Source organism: Psychromonas sp. KJ10-2, assembly GCF_047323255.1.
Classification (GTDB): domain Bacteria; phylum Pseudomonadota; class Gammaproteobacteria; order Enterobacterales; family Psychromonadaceae; genus Psychromonas.
Window position 1 is genome coordinate 1,104,873 of sequence record NZ_CP178827.1, and the last position, 14,107, is coordinate 1,118,979.

Below are 14,107 nucleotides of genomic sequence, written 5' to 3' on the forward strand. Positions count from 1 at the left end.
CAGTGTTTTATAAAAGTCGTTTTAAAACCTATTTAAAAAGGAATTGCAAAATGAGAATTTTTACCCCAAATAAAATAATGACTGCGATAGCAACTATCGTATTTACATCAAGTGTTTATGCTGATGATGGCATCAATAGCTCAACTGGTTATGCAGACAGCTATACAGAGACCGGAGATGAAATGATCTTAGATTTTGATGATATTTCATGGAATGTGATTAATGTAGAAACGACAAGCGAATTAGAAGATGCCTTAGAAGATGCAAGTGCAGGTGATAAAATTATCATTGCACCTGGTACCTATACTGGAAATTTTGAATTGAATGTAGGTGGTACACAAAATAAACCTATTTGGATTACCGGTAAAACTTATCTTGATATGCCAATACTGGATGGTGATGATTATAACAATGGTACGGTATTAGCCATCGATGGTGCAGATGATGATGATTCTAACGATCAAGGTATTAGCTATGTTTATATTGAGAAGATTGAAGTTACTAATGCTAGAACAGGTATCTCTCTCGATCAAGCTGATTATGTCACCATTAATAATGTTGAAGTTTACGACGTAGGTCAATCAGGTATTCACCTTCGCGATGGAAGCTCCTATAATATCGTTCAGAACTCGAACGTACACGATACCGGCCTGTATAATGTTAAGTATGGTGAAGCAATCTATATTGGTTCTGATTACACTAAGTGGGATGATACAGGCACCAGCTCAAACACTTACGACCCAGCAACAGATTACAATCAAATTCTAAGTAACACCTTAGGTCCAAATGTAACAGCCGAACATGTAGATATTAAAGAAGGTTCTTCTTACGCTTACATCATTGATAATACATTTGATGCAGAAGGTATGAACGACATCCTGAATGGTGGTTTAAGTTTTATTGATTTCAAAGGCAATCATGCAGAAGCGGCTTTCAACACTGGTGATCAAAATGATAATGAATACTTTGAGAATGCATTTGAAATAAATGAAAAATCTAGCGGTTGGGGTTATAACAATGACATTCATGACAACTCACTCACCTTTGATGATGAGTATTACGATGAGGATAGTGTGTCGGTCACATTAACATTACCGCTTGGCTCTGGTGGTGCCGCCTACAGTGCATCAACTACCAAATCGATTTCACCAGACCATTGGGTAGTAGAAAATAACGTTGATGACTCTGACTACACTAACAGCGTTTCTGATAATGACCGTGATCCTAGTGATGACGACAAGATGTATACAGGTGATTTAACAGAATACTAAATTTATGATTAATGCCGCTCGAGAGCGGCATTTTCACTAATATGATTAAATACTAGGGATAACATCCACTTCAATCGGAGAGTAACAAACTGTCGATGAAGCAGTCTCATCATACAGGCTGATATTAGTTTCAGCACACTCGTCTTGCTCTACTGCCAAACGACCATCACTACCAGATCCCCATGCATAAACAGTGTTGTCTTCTGTGACAGCAAAATGACTTGATGTATTAGCACTCATAGTAACTATAAACTGGTCATCTAAGGTTGTGTTTTTAACCGCTTCTACTGAGATTTGACGCTCAATACCTGAGCTATCGGTTTCATAACCATTTCCCATATACCCAGTACCCATGTCACCCCAAGAGTAGATGTCACCAGCTTCTGTTAATGCACGAGCATTACGACTACCGCCTTGGAATGCAATGATACGATCCGACCCTAACGCTTCTGAGCCAGTAGATAAATTATCAATTACTTCCGGGATTAATACACTTTCAACGTCAGAAACTTTATAAATAGCTCCACTCAATTCAGGTGTTCCTTGTGCTAGCGCACCATAACTGTTGTTACCCCACCCATAAACAACACCTTCATTATCAACAGCTAAACCAAAATCGGCACCGGCTTCAATAGCAACTATATTCTTACCTTCCAATATTTTTAATGGTGTAGAGCGGTCAACACTGACACTACCATCACCTAGCTCACCCTTACTTGAATTATTGCCCCAAGAATAGACATCACCATCTTCTGTTAATGCATAAACAGTGTGGTCACGTACAGCAAGGTCAACAATAACCTCTGATATTAACACTAAACCGAAGGTGCTTTGGTCATCAGAGGAGTCATCTAATCGACCCAGTTGCAAATTCCCATTATCGCCCGACGAGTAAACATTACCAGAACGAGTCACAACATAAGTATTAGCCGAGCCCGATGTTGCATAAGTAGCTAAATCATCATTTGGTAACAACACTTCCGTTGGGAATGTAACCGGATCAGTATGACTTAAACCTAAGCCACCTAGTGTATTCGCCCCAAAAACAAATAATCGACCATCTTCCGTGACCATTGCACCATCAGTTTGATCCGTTGAAATACGTTTGAAGCTTAATGAGTCATCACTCAAGGTAACCCAACCGGAGCTGGCATTATAGAGCCCATACTGTCGCGCTATATTAGCTTCGATATAACAAGCATTTTCTTCATCAGAAAGACTATCATTACCTTCTTCATTTAATTCTGTTCCTGGTTCAAGGTCTGTATCAGACTCTCTGCCTAACTTTAACCTTAACTCACTGCCACAGTAACGGCTTGGTGATTCAGCATACACAACTCCACCGTAGTTCTCACCAAAACTAAAAGGTTTACCCGCAACTGTTAATCCAAGCGTATGATGGTTACCAGCAGATAAGGTCGTATTGCTTCCTAAATTCATAGTTTTAGCGTAAGCAAAAGCAGTAGCATTGCTCACTGCGCTTGTTACTTGTTCAAAATTCGTATCATCGATGTCGATAAAGTCAGCATTGTCATCGCTTAACACACTGGTATCCAAACTTAGACCATTATATATATCGCCATCGTCATCTAATGCTAGCATCATTTTTAATAGTTTAATTGTCTGTGTTTGACGCGCGCTACTCTCGTCTACTAAGTCAGAAATAGTAATGCTAGAGTCAGCCACAACTTCTGAGAGACTATAACCTGCTAGACTAAAAGTGATGGTTTCACCATCACGATACTCAAATGAACCAGATTCATCGGTTGTGCCAGACAGTGTATCCGTCGAATAAGCTAAACCAGAAACAGCCACTTCTAATTGGCCATTCATCACATCCAATAATTCAACTGAATCTGTTGAGTCTTCGTTACAAGCAGTCGTCAATGCAACCGATGCACTTAATGCCAAGACTTTAGTTAACTTCATATTTTATTTTACACCTACATAAATGATAATAGTTATCAATATATTTATTAAGAGGCTAAAACACGAGTCAATTTACATTTTTTACTACTTAAATTTAAACCTTATTGATCATAAGGTTAACGTTAATAGGGCCAAGTATTATAAGTTGTTTTTATTGAATAAAAACCAAAGGAGAAAATCTAAAAAAACAACTAACATTTTTCTTTCAGCATTTCTTGGATACAAAAAAGCCCTTTCCTGCGTTTAACAAACAAGGGCTTTCTATTTAATGATATGACTCTAATGCCATAGCTATTATGCTTTAGCTAGGAAAAGCGAAACTCGCTCCTTCTCTTACGCCACTTGATGGCCAACGCTGTGTAATGGTTTTACGTTTAGTGTAGAACTTAACACCATCTGGGCCGTAGGCACTTAAATCACCAAACAGTGAACGTTTCCAACCACCAAAACTATGGTAAGCAACTGGCACCGGTAATGGCACGTTAATGCCAACCATACCCACTTCAATATTATCTGAGAAATAACGCGCGGCTTCACCATCACGAGTGAAGATACAAGTGCCATTGCCATATTCATGGTCATTGATTAACTGCATCGCCTGATCCATAGATTCAACGCGCATCACTTGAAGTACAGGGCCAAATATTTCAGCTTTGTAACTGTCCATCTCTGCTTTAACGTTATCGATCAAGGTTGCGCCAACAAAGTAGCCATTTTCATAACCTGCAACGCTTATGTCACGGCCATCAACAACAATACTTGCACCATCGGCTTCAGCGCTATCAATGTAACCCACTACTTTCTGCTGATGCTGCTTGGTAATAACAGGGCCAAAATCGTTATCAGTATTATCGAAGACACCGACTTTTAAGCTCTGCATGGCGACGGTCATTTTTTCAATCAATGCATCAGCGGCTTGATCACCTACGGCGACAACCACAGATAACGCCATACAACGTTCACCAGAGGAACCAAAAGCTGCACCTAATAGTTGATTAACTGCATTGTCCATATCGGCATCGGGCATAATAATCGCGTGATTTTTTGCACCACCTAATGCTTGGCAACGTTTACCGCTTGCAGTTGCTTTTGTATAAATATGCTCAGCAATTGGGGTAGAGCCAACAAAACTCACCGCTTTACACGTTTATCTTCGAGAATGGCATCAACAGCTTGTTTATCACCATTTACTACATTTAACACCCCCTTAGGTAAGCCGGCTTGTTGTAATAACTGCGCTAAAAATAAAGGTGCACTTGGGTTTCTTTCAGAAGGTTTTAGAATAAAACAGTTACCACACACGATCGCCAATGGAGAACATCCACATCGGTACCATTGCAGGGAAGTTGAAAGGTGTGATCCCAGCAACGACACCAATTGATTGCATTTCACTCCAGGAATCAACATTCGGTCCTGCATTTTTGCTGTACTCCCCTTTTAACAATTCGGGAGCACCACAAGCATATTCAACGTTCTCAATACCACGTTGTAACTCGCCCGCTGCGTCATGCAAAATTTTACCGTGCTCTTTACCTAAAAGATGACAAATTTTATCGCGGTTCTCTTCTAATAACTCTTTAAAACGAAACATAATACGAGCACGTTTTAAAGGTGGTGTATTACGCCATTCAGGAAAAGCTTGTTGTGCCGATGCGATCGCCGCCTCCACGGTTTCTTTAGACGCTAATGCAACTTGTGTGGCAACTTCCCCTAATGCTGGGTCAAATACATCCTGTGTTCGGCTATTATCTTCTATTACTTCACCATCAATAAAATGGCCTACTACTTGTGTCATAACAATCTCCATGTGGTATTACCACGTTATTAGTTTTTTAAGCTATCTCGTTGAAAGTTTCACCTAACGCATTAATTAAGGAATCGATTTCAGCCTTCTCAGTGGTGAAAGGCAAACCTAGTTGAACAGTCGCGCCACCATATCTAATGAAAAAACCTTTCTTCCACATTTTCATGCCAATTTGATAAGGTCTTAATGCAGGGTCACCATTGTTTGGCGCAATAGTAAAACCTGCGGCAAAACCATAATTGCGAATATCAACAATATGCTTACAGCCTTTTAAACTGTGTACCGCTTGCTGAAAGTAATCGCTCATTGCTTTCACTCTTTCCGGTAATTTCTCTTGCTGTAAAAGATCTAATGTCGCCAAACCCGCCGCACAAGCAACGGGATGTGCTGAGTAGGTATAACCGTGTGGAAACTCAATCATATGGTCGCCACCGCTATTATCCATATAGGTATCGTAAATCTCTTGTTTAGCCACCACTGCCCCCATCGGAATAGCACCGTTAGTGACCTGTTTAGCAATATTGATCATATCTGGTACAACGCCAAAAGCTTCTGCACCGGTTTTTGCGCCCATTCGACCAAAACTACAAATGACTTCATCAAATATCAGTAGAATATTATTATCGGTACAAATTTCTCGAAGACGATCTAAGTATCCAACAGGAGGTGGAATCACCCCCGCAGACCCAGATAATGGCTCGACAATAACCGCAGCGATGTTTGACGCATCATGTAATGCAATCACATCGAGTAACTCTTCCGCTAAAGCTTTACCCTGTTCAGGTTGTCCCTGGCTAAACAAGTTTTCAGGCAACAAGGTATGACGAAGGTGATCCGCTTCCACCGCAGGCCCAAACATGGCGCGATTACCACCAATGCCTCCGACCGAAATACCACCGAAATTACTGCCGTGATAACCTAAACCACGACCTATCAATTTGGTTTTTGTCGCTTGCCCTTTTTTACGCCAGTAACCACGTGCCATCTTTAATGAGGTTTCAGCGGCTTCAGAACCAGACACGGTATAAAACACGCGGTTTAAACCTTGCGGCATAAACTCAGTAATTTTTTCGGCTAGTTGAAATGACTTCTCATGGCCAAACTGAAAACCTGGTGAGTAATCAAGGGTATTAAGTTGTTGACTCACTGCCTCAGTAATTTCCGGTCGACAATGTCCTAAACCTGTACACCACAAACCAGATAATCCATCAAAAATTTTACGCCCTGCATCATCAGTAAAATAGCGCCCTGCTGCGGATGCTATGATTCTTGGATCTTTTTTGAATTCACGATTGGCGGAATAAGGCATCCAATGCGCATCTAATTGCGACTGTGTCAGACTATGGTTAACCTGTTTTTTATTCATAATTTACCTCAAAAAATAGATGACATGAGCCGTTATACTTCTTCACGATGCGGATTACGTTCATCTTGCATCCAGTTCATATATGGCTGCCCTTTAGAACGCTCATCCATGGTGATACAGTCATCAACTGGGCAAGTAATTTCACTAGAGGTTACAACCCACACAGTTATCATCGATAATGCCAAAACTATTAGTACCATCTTCATTTGCAGTCACTTCGATAGCTTGATGAGAGGTATCTTCACAGGCTTGGTAACAACGACCACAACCAATACATTTATCTTCATCGATGGTAGCCACCACCTTGTAGTTCATATTGAGCTTTTTCCAATCCGTTGTATTCGGAACTGCTAATCCTTTAAAGGCTTCAATATTTTCGTAGCCTTTACTGTCCATCCAGTTTGATAAACCTTCTTTCATCTCAGTGACAATGTTAAACCCGTAAATCATCGCCGCAGTACAAACTTGTACGGAGCCAGCGCCTAAGGAAATAAACTCAGCAGCATCACGCCAATTACCAATACCACCTATGCCTGAAATCGGTAAACCAGCGGTTTCAGGGTCACGGGCAATTTCACCCACCATATTCAGCGCAATCGGTTTAACGGCAGGACCACAGTAACCACCGTGTGTACTTTTTCCGTCTACAATTGGTCGAGCAGCCATCGCATCAAGGTCAATACTGGTAATAGAGTTGATGGTATTAATTAACGACACCGCATCGGCCCCCACTTTTAGCCGCACGCGCTGGGAACCTTACATCGGTAATATTGGGCGTTAACTTAACAATGACCGGCATTTTACTGTGCTCTTTACACCAACGAGTGACCATCTCAACATACTCAGGCACTTGGCCAACAGCAGCCCCCATACCACGTTCAGGCATGCCATGAGGACAACCGAAGTTAAGTTCAATACCATCAGCGCCAGTTGCTTCTACTTGTTTTAAAATAGTTTTCCAAATCTGTTCCTCACAAGGCATCATTAACGACACCACTAAGGCACGGTCAGGCCAGCTTTTTTTCACCGCTTCAATTTCTCGCAAGTTAATCTCTAAACTACGGTCAGTGATTAATTCAATATTGTTAAAACCAGACACCTCACCATTGTGGTCATACAGTGCAGAATAACGAGATGAAACATTGACCGCAGCAGGGTCTTCACCTAAGGTTTTCCAAACTACCCCCAACCCGCTTCAAAAGCACGTTCAACGTTATAGGCTTTGTCTGTTGGTGGCGCTGAGGCTAGCCAAAATGGATTGGGTGCTTTAATACCTACAAAATCAATTGATAAATCAGCCATGTTATTTCTCCTCAGATGAAGTTAGTTCTTGATGAATGGCTAATGCCGCTAGTTTGCCCTGTTGCACTGCTTCAACAGTTAAGTCTTGCCCTACACCCGTGCAATCTCCACCAGCAAACACACCTTCAATACTGGTTAATTGGTTATGAAATGTAGCGACTTTACCGTTACTAATAGTAGGAATAAGTTGTTCGGTTTGTGGGTATGCCATTTTTTGACCAACGGCTTTAAACACAGCACTACAAGGCACTTCAAACTGCTCTCCAGTGCTTTTTAGCTTGTCTTGATCGAGGTACGTTTTACTAAAGGTCATTGACCTTAATTTACCCTGTTCATCAAGGTTAATTTTTTCTGGTTGACTCCATGTTTTAATACGAACTTGATGGTTTTTAGCTATTTGCTGTTCATGGCCAGTAGCGCTCATTTGTGCTTCACCACGGCGATAAACTAAGGTGACCTCTTCAGTGCCTAAACGCTTTAATTGACACGCAATATCAATGGCGGTGTTACCTGCACCAATCACTATTGCGCTGTCTTTTGGGATATCCAGTTGGTCAATATCAGTGGCTTGACGTAACTCTTTAATGAAATCAACTGAATTTAATACTGAATCGTTATCTTCATGTTCTAAATACAGTGATGAAGTGTCTTGTAAACCAATGCTGAGGAACACCGAATCAAACTCTTCCTTAAGTGTTGATAGGCTAATATCTTTACCGAGAGCGCGATCATAGTGCACCGTAATACCACCGATACTTAAGATAAAGTCGACCTCTTTCTGAGCAAAATTTTCGGTTAACTTGTATTTAGCGATACCATATTCATTTAAACCACCCGCTTTTGGCTGTGCTTCAAATACTTCCACTTCATGACCTAACAGTGCTAGACGATGTGCACAACTTAACCCAGCAGGGCCAGCACCTACCACAGCAATTTTTTTACCTGTGTTTTCTGCACGTTCAAAGGGATGCCCTTCAAATTCCGCATTATCCGTTGCGTGGCGTTGTAATAAGCCAATTTTTACAGGCGATTTTTCAGCTTCATGATTACGCACACAAGCTTGCTCACAGAGAATTTCAGTAGGACAAACACGTGCACAACTGCCCCCATAATATTTTCTTTATAGATAGTTTTAGCAGCACCGGTTAAATCATCGGCATGAATACTAGCGATAAAGCTAGGAATATTAATTTTAGATGGGCATGCCTTAATACAAGGTGCGTCATAACAATAATAACAACGTGAACTTTCGATACCTGCCTGACGCGCACTTAAGGCTGGATTGATGTCCTTAAACATTTGGTCTAATGCTAATTGTTGCTGTGAATAGTTTACTGAATTGTCCATATTCATCACTATAACCTCTCCTATTTATAATTAATGTTGCACTATCTTTTTATGATTGACCCTTTGGACAATGCAAACAACAAGCCAACTACCTGACCACAGAGTCAACAAGTTAGATTAAAAAACGAACATGAGGCTAAGCGATTGTTTTGCTTAGTATAAAAATTAAGCTTATATTAAACGCTGAGATCGCTTATAAGTCTTTAAATAGTAATCACTTCGATCTAAGATATGAATGTGGAGTAATGCTGCACCATGACAAGGCTGTTGCGATAAAACAGTGCGGAGAATGATTAATGACTGACACTAAGAAAAGTGTAATAAAACGCCGAAAATCAGCTGATATTCGTAAAGGTAACCTACAGTTAATTTTAACCGTAGCAGAACAGCGCTTTGCTGAATTTGGCTATAATGGCACCACTATCTCTTCTATTGCCGAACAAGCGAACCTGCCAAAATCGAATATTCTCTATTATTTCAAAACTAAAGAGGTGCTTTATAAAGAAGTACTTAGCCAAATTTTAAAGATTTGGTTGGTGGATATGGAACAGATGACCGCAGATCAGCATCCTAAAGAGGCGCTCAGACAGTATATTCTGCTTAAGGTAAGACAATCTAAAGATCACTCCAATGCCTCTCGTATCTTCGCTTCTGAGCTACTACATGGCGCGCCATTTTTAAAAGAAAAGCTACAAACCGACTTAAAAGTACAGTTTATTAGCACCTGCCAAGTGATTCGCGAGTGGATCGCCAAGCAATGGATGAATCCAATTAGCCCAGAACATTTACTGTTTATGATCTGGTCATCAACACAAGCCTATGCCGACTATGGATTACAAAGTAGTATTTTGATGGGTAAAGCGGAGTTAGATGATGATGATTTTGAAACGGGTGCAGAACTGATCACGCAAATAGTATTAAGAGGATGTGGTATTAAACAACTGTAACCTGCCGATTTAAAATTTATAACACATTGTAAATAAAGTATTTATCAACTTATTTACAATGTGTTTAAACGACTAATTAATTGCCTTTACTGAATGTAACCTAAACCACTTCAGCCATGGTCAGCATAGCATTCAACAGTACAGAACAGCCCCCTTCACACTCTTCCTGAGTGGTACTTTCAATTTCATTGTGACTAATTCCATCTAAACAGGGTGTAAAAATCATACTCGTCGGAGCAAAATCCGAAACATAACAAGCATCATGTCCAGCCCCCGCAATAATATCCATATGGCTATAACCTAAGTCCACCGTTGCTTGGCGTACCGCATTCACACAGTCTTCGTTAAAGTGAATAGGTTCGTAATACCAGAATGGGTCAAGTGCAATGGTTGGACCCGTTGCCTCTATCTCTTTAATCGCAGATTTTAAGGCTTCATCCATTTTAGTTAGCTCTTCATCAATCGGATGACGTAGGTCAATACTCATGGAGATCTCGCCTGGAATAGTATTTCGCGAGTTTGGCATCACTTGCATAAAGCCCACTGTGCCACAGCCTGGTGGATGCGCTTTGGCGATCTCTTCAACCTTTAACACCAGTTGCGAACTTGCAATTAATGCATCACTACGTAAATGCATAGGTGTGGTACCAGCATGAGATTCTCGCCCAGTTAACACTGCGTTATACCAACGTTGCCCTTGACCACCAGTCACTACGCCCACTTGTTTTTCTTCTGCTTCTAAATAAGGCCCTTGCTCAATATGTGTTTCAAAGAAAGCATGGAATTGACGACCAGTAACCGGCGTTTCACCCGCAAAACCAATGCGTTCAAGTTCATCACCTAAGCGCAAACCATCAACGTCTTTAGTGTCTAAAATCTCTTGCAGAGTAAAGCGACCAGAAACCACACCAGAGCCCATCATAGCAGGTGCAAAACGCGAACCTTCTTCATTTGTCCAGACTGAAATTTCAATGGGGTGCTTAGTTTTAATGCCTTGATCGTTCATTGTACGCACCACTTCTAACCCAGCCAATACACCATATACACCATCAAACTTACCACCTGTCGGCTGGGTATCAAGGTGACTGCCTGTTCCCACTGGCGGTAAACTCATATCTTCACCAGGGCGAGTACACATAATATTACCGACTGCATCAACCTTTACAGTACAGCCCGCTTCTTCAGCCCATTTAATATATAATTCACGTCCTTGCTTATCTAAATCAGTCAATGCAAGACGACAACATCCGCCTTTCGCTGTGCCCCCTATTTTCGCCATTACCATTAAACTATCCCAGAGGCGATCACTATTAATTTTTAATGCTTCCATGTTTGACTCCAATACAAGTTGATTTAAACGACATTACGCACATAACATAATTAATTTAGTACAATGCAAGATACTGACCAACAGGACAACAAGTTTAAAGTTTAATGACACCCCTTATATATAGCTACCTGCGTACATTTAAAACAAATAGAGTGGATATTAATCATTATCAGTACAATATTCATGCACCACTATGGTGAGCAAATGCCCTGATATTGAGCAAGGCTATTGCCCCCTACTATTTACCAAGCCCTTTAAAAATAGACTTTAATTGCCTAGAAGTAAGTAACAGCGCCTATCAGAACAACAATTCCCGTCCAGTTGGTCAGTTAGTTAGTTATTGGCTTGTAAATTGCAAACCCTTTAATAAACACAAATCTTATCTTGTAAATATCATATTCAAGATGAGCATCTCGATTTTATTATTGGTGCGCGCAAGGCCACCTTCATGGAGGAGTTGATCACAATGAGTTTATTAATCAAAGGCGGAAAGCTAGTTAACGCAGATCAAAGTCTGTTTACAGATGTGTATTGTGAAGATGGCGTTATTAAAGCAATAGGCAATGAGCTTGAAGTACCGGAAGGTACCGAAGTGATCGATGCAACAGGAAAATTAGTGATGCCTGGCGGTATTGACCCGCACACACATATGCAATTACCGTTTATGGGTACAGTAGCCAGCGAAGACTTCTATTCAGGTACAGCCGCTGGCCTGGCAGGCGGTACGACTATGATCATCGATTTTGTTATCCCTAGCCCACAACAACCTTTAATGGAAGCATTTGACACTTGGAAAGGTTGGGCGTCGCGCTCGGTTTCCGATTACTCTTTTCATGTGGCCGTCACTTGGTGGGATGAATCAGTATCACAAGATATGCAAACTCTAGTAACAGAAGAAGGCGTCAATAGCTTCAAACACTTCATGGCTTATAAAAATGCCATCATGGCCGAAGATGAAACCTTGGTAAACAGCTTTAACCGCTGTTTAGAGCTAGGTGCCATGCCCACAGTGCATGCTGAAAATGGAGAGTTAGTACATCATTTACAACAAAAGATGCTTAAAGCGGGCATAACAGGCCCAGAAGCACATCCGCAATCACGTCCGCCAGAAGTAGAGGGTGAAGCTTCTAACCGCGCTATTCGTATTGCTCAATCCATTGGCGTTCCTTTGTATTTAGTTCATGTTTCATGCACTGAAGCTATTGATGAAATAGCACGAGCAAAATCCGAAGGGCAACGTGTTTATGGTGAATGTTTAGCTGGGCATTTAGAACTAGATGATAGTGTCTACAAAAATCCAGATTGGGCAACAGCTGCTGCGCATGTCATGAGCCCTCCTTTTCGCCCTAAAGGCCATCAAGAAGCCTTATGGAAGGCGTTACAAGGTGGCACAGTACAAACGACCGCCACCGATCACTGCTGCTTTTGTGAAGATCAAAAAGCCATGGGGAAAGATAACTTCACACAAATTCCTAACGGGACAGCCGGTGTTGAAGACCGCCTAATGGTGTTATGGGATTCAGGTGTTAATAAAGGCCGCTTAACTGAAAATGAGTTTGTCTCAGTGACCTCTACTAATACAGCCAAAATATTCAACATTTACCCACAGAAAGGCTGTATTGCAGTGGGCTCTGATGCAGATATTGTGATTTGGGATCCGGCTAAAGAACATACGCTATCAGCTAAAACACATCACCAAAAAATTGATTTTAATATTTTTGAAGGACGCACTGTTACAGGCTCGCCACATATTACCATCAGCCAAGGGAAAGTGGTCTTTAAAGATGGTCAACTGAATGTTGTTGAAGGCGCTGGACGCTATATCAAACGCCCTGCTTACCCGACCATATTTGATGCGGTTAAAAAATATAACCAAGAGCATGCACCTTATACGGTTGAACGTTAATAAAAATAACAAACAGATAAGTGAGGTTATATGCTAGCAACTGAAGAAGCAGCAATGGAATCTGCCCCCGAAGTAACTGAAAAGCCTGAAAAAGCTGAACAAACTAAGCGAGAAATGATCGCCATTGATGATTTATCGCTTATTTTTCCCAGTAAAGATGGCGATGTACATGCACTATCAAATATTAATTTAAGTATTAAAAGTGGTGATTTTGTCTCTTTTATCGGCCCTTCTGGGTGCGGTAAAACCACTTTACTGCGGGTTATAGCCGATTTAGAAAAAGCCACGTCAGGTGATTTAAAAGTCAATGGTACCGATGCACAGGATGCGCGTTTAAACCGCTTGTATGGTTACGTATTCCAAGCCGCCGCTTTATTACCTTGGCGTAATATCCAACAAAACTGCGCTTTACCTATGGAAATTTCAGGCTTATCACCTGCGCAACAAAATAAACAAATAGATAAATATTTAAAAATGGTTGGGTTACAAGACTTCCATAAGAAATTTCCATGGCAGCTATCAGGTGGAATGCAACAACGCGCGTCTATTGCCCGCGCATTGTGTTTAAATCCAGATTTATTACTAATGGATGAACCCTTTGGTGCATTGGATGAAATAACCCGTGATCACATGAACATTGAACTACTGCGAATTTGGAGTGAAACACAAAAAACGGTCGTTTTTGTAACCCACTCGATTGATGAAGCGGTTTTACTCTCCACTCATATTGTAGTGATGTCACCGCGTCCTGGCCGTATCGTTAAAGTAATAGAGAGCCCATTACCTCGATTAAAAACGTTAGCGTTACGCGACGATCCAGCTTTTCATGCCTTAGCTAGCGAGATTCGTACTGCACTTGCTCACGAGCATGCTATCGATTAATCATAACCGACTAAAGGATTAGA

Annotated in this window: 11 protein-coding genes and 3 pseudogenes; 4 read left to right on the top strand and 10 right to left on the bottom strand. The window is 41.1% G+C overall.

Annotated features, from left to right (window positions below):
• The first annotated feature begins 50 nt into the window (after positions 1-50).
• Complete coding sequence (locus ACLKL2_RS05355) at positions 51-1,271, top strand: hypothetical protein (protein WP_413693646.1); 1,221 nt, start codon at positions 51-53, stop codon at positions 1,269-1,271.
• Between the two features lie 45 nt (positions 1,272-1,316).
• On the opposite strand, the gene ACLKL2_RS05360 is transcribed toward ACLKL2_RS05355, so the two are convergent.
• From ACLKL2_RS05360 to ACLKL2_RS05400, 9 genes and pseudogenes are all read right to left on the bottom strand, one after another.
• The gene (locus ACLKL2_RS05360) at positions 1,317-3,200 is read right to left on the bottom strand and encodes an RCC1 domain-containing protein (RefSeq protein ID WP_413693647.1); all 1,884 of its coding nucleotides are present in this window, start codon (positions 3,198-3,200) and stop codon (positions 1,317-1,319) included.
• 301 nt (positions 3,201-3,501) lie between these two features.
• A pseudogene (locus ACLKL2_RS05365) lies at positions 3,502-4,995 on the bottom strand (CoA-acylating methylmalonate-semialdehyde dehydrogenase).
• Between the two features lie 37 nt (positions 4,996-5,032).
• Entirely contained in the window at positions 5,033-6,370 is a 1,338-nt protein-coding gene (locus ACLKL2_RS05370) for an aspartate aminotransferase family protein (RefSeq protein WP_413693648.1), read from the bottom strand.
• Between the two features lie 32 nt (positions 6,371-6,402).
• Complete coding sequence (locus tag ACLKL2_RS05375; protein WP_413693649.1) at positions 6,403-6,543, bottom strand: hypothetical protein; 141 nt, start codon at positions 6,541-6,543, stop codon at positions 6,403-6,405.
• A complete protein-coding gene (locus ACLKL2_RS05380; protein WP_413694257.1) occupies positions 6,515-6,820 on the bottom strand; it encodes a 4Fe-4S dicluster-binding protein in 306 nt (101 codons plus the stop codon). The genes ACLKL2_RS05375 and ACLKL2_RS05380 overlap by 29 nt, the downstream gene beginning before the upstream one ends.
• Positions 6,821-6,823: 3 nt before the next feature.
• Positions 6,824-7,355: pseudogene (locus ACLKL2_RS05385) on the bottom strand (tRNA-dihydrouridine synthase); the annotation flags it as partial.
• 194 nt (positions 7,356-7,549) lie between these two features.
• Entirely contained in the window at positions 7,550-7,672 is a 123-nt protein-coding gene (locus tag ACLKL2_RS05390; RefSeq protein WP_413693650.1) for a hypothetical protein, read from the bottom strand.
• A 1-nt stretch (position 7,673) separates the two neighbouring features.
• On the bottom strand, positions 7,674-8,726 hold the full coding sequence (locus ACLKL2_RS05395; RefSeq protein WP_413694258.1) for an FAD-dependent oxidoreductase: 1,053 nt from the start codon (positions 8,724-8,726) through the stop codon (positions 7,674-7,676).
• A pseudogene (locus tag ACLKL2_RS05400) lies at positions 8,712-9,025 on the bottom strand (dihydropyrimidine dehydrogenase); the annotation flags it as partial. The pseudogene ACLKL2_RS05400 and the gene ACLKL2_RS05395, both read right to left, overlap by 15 nt.
• 290 nt (positions 9,026-9,315) lie before the next feature.
• On the opposite strand from ACLKL2_RS05400, the gene ACLKL2_RS05405 reads away from it, so the two are divergent.
• Positions 9,316-9,966: a TetR family transcriptional regulator C-terminal domain-containing protein gene (locus tag ACLKL2_RS05405; RefSeq protein ID WP_413693651.1), complete on the top strand. Its 651-nt coding sequence runs from the start codon at positions 9,316-9,318 to the stop codon at positions 9,964-9,966.
• A 100-nt stretch (positions 9,967-10,066) separates the two neighbouring features.
• Here the strand turns inward: ACLKL2_RS05405 and ACLKL2_RS05410 are convergent, their stop codons facing one another.
• On the bottom strand, positions 10,067-11,296 hold the full coding sequence (locus tag ACLKL2_RS05410) for a Zn-dependent hydrolase (RefSeq protein WP_413693652.1): 1,230 nt from the start codon (positions 11,294-11,296) through the stop codon (positions 10,067-10,069).
• Positions 11,297-11,762: 466 nt separating this feature from the next.
• On the opposite strand from ACLKL2_RS05410, the gene hydA reads away from it, so the two are divergent.
• A complete protein-coding gene (hydA, locus tag ACLKL2_RS05415) occupies positions 11,763-13,202 on the top strand; it encodes a dihydropyrimidinase (protein WP_113819060.1) in 1,440 nt (479 codons plus the stop codon).
• A gap of 30 nt (positions 13,203-13,232) precedes the next feature.
• Positions 13,233-14,084 carry an ABC transporter ATP-binding protein gene (locus tag ACLKL2_RS05420; RefSeq protein WP_258546876.1) on the top strand — a complete coding sequence of 284 codons (852 nt, stop codon included), beginning with the start codon at positions 13,233-13,235 and terminating at the stop codon, positions 14,082-14,084.
• The last annotated feature ends 23 nt before the right edge of the window (positions 14,085-14,107 follow it).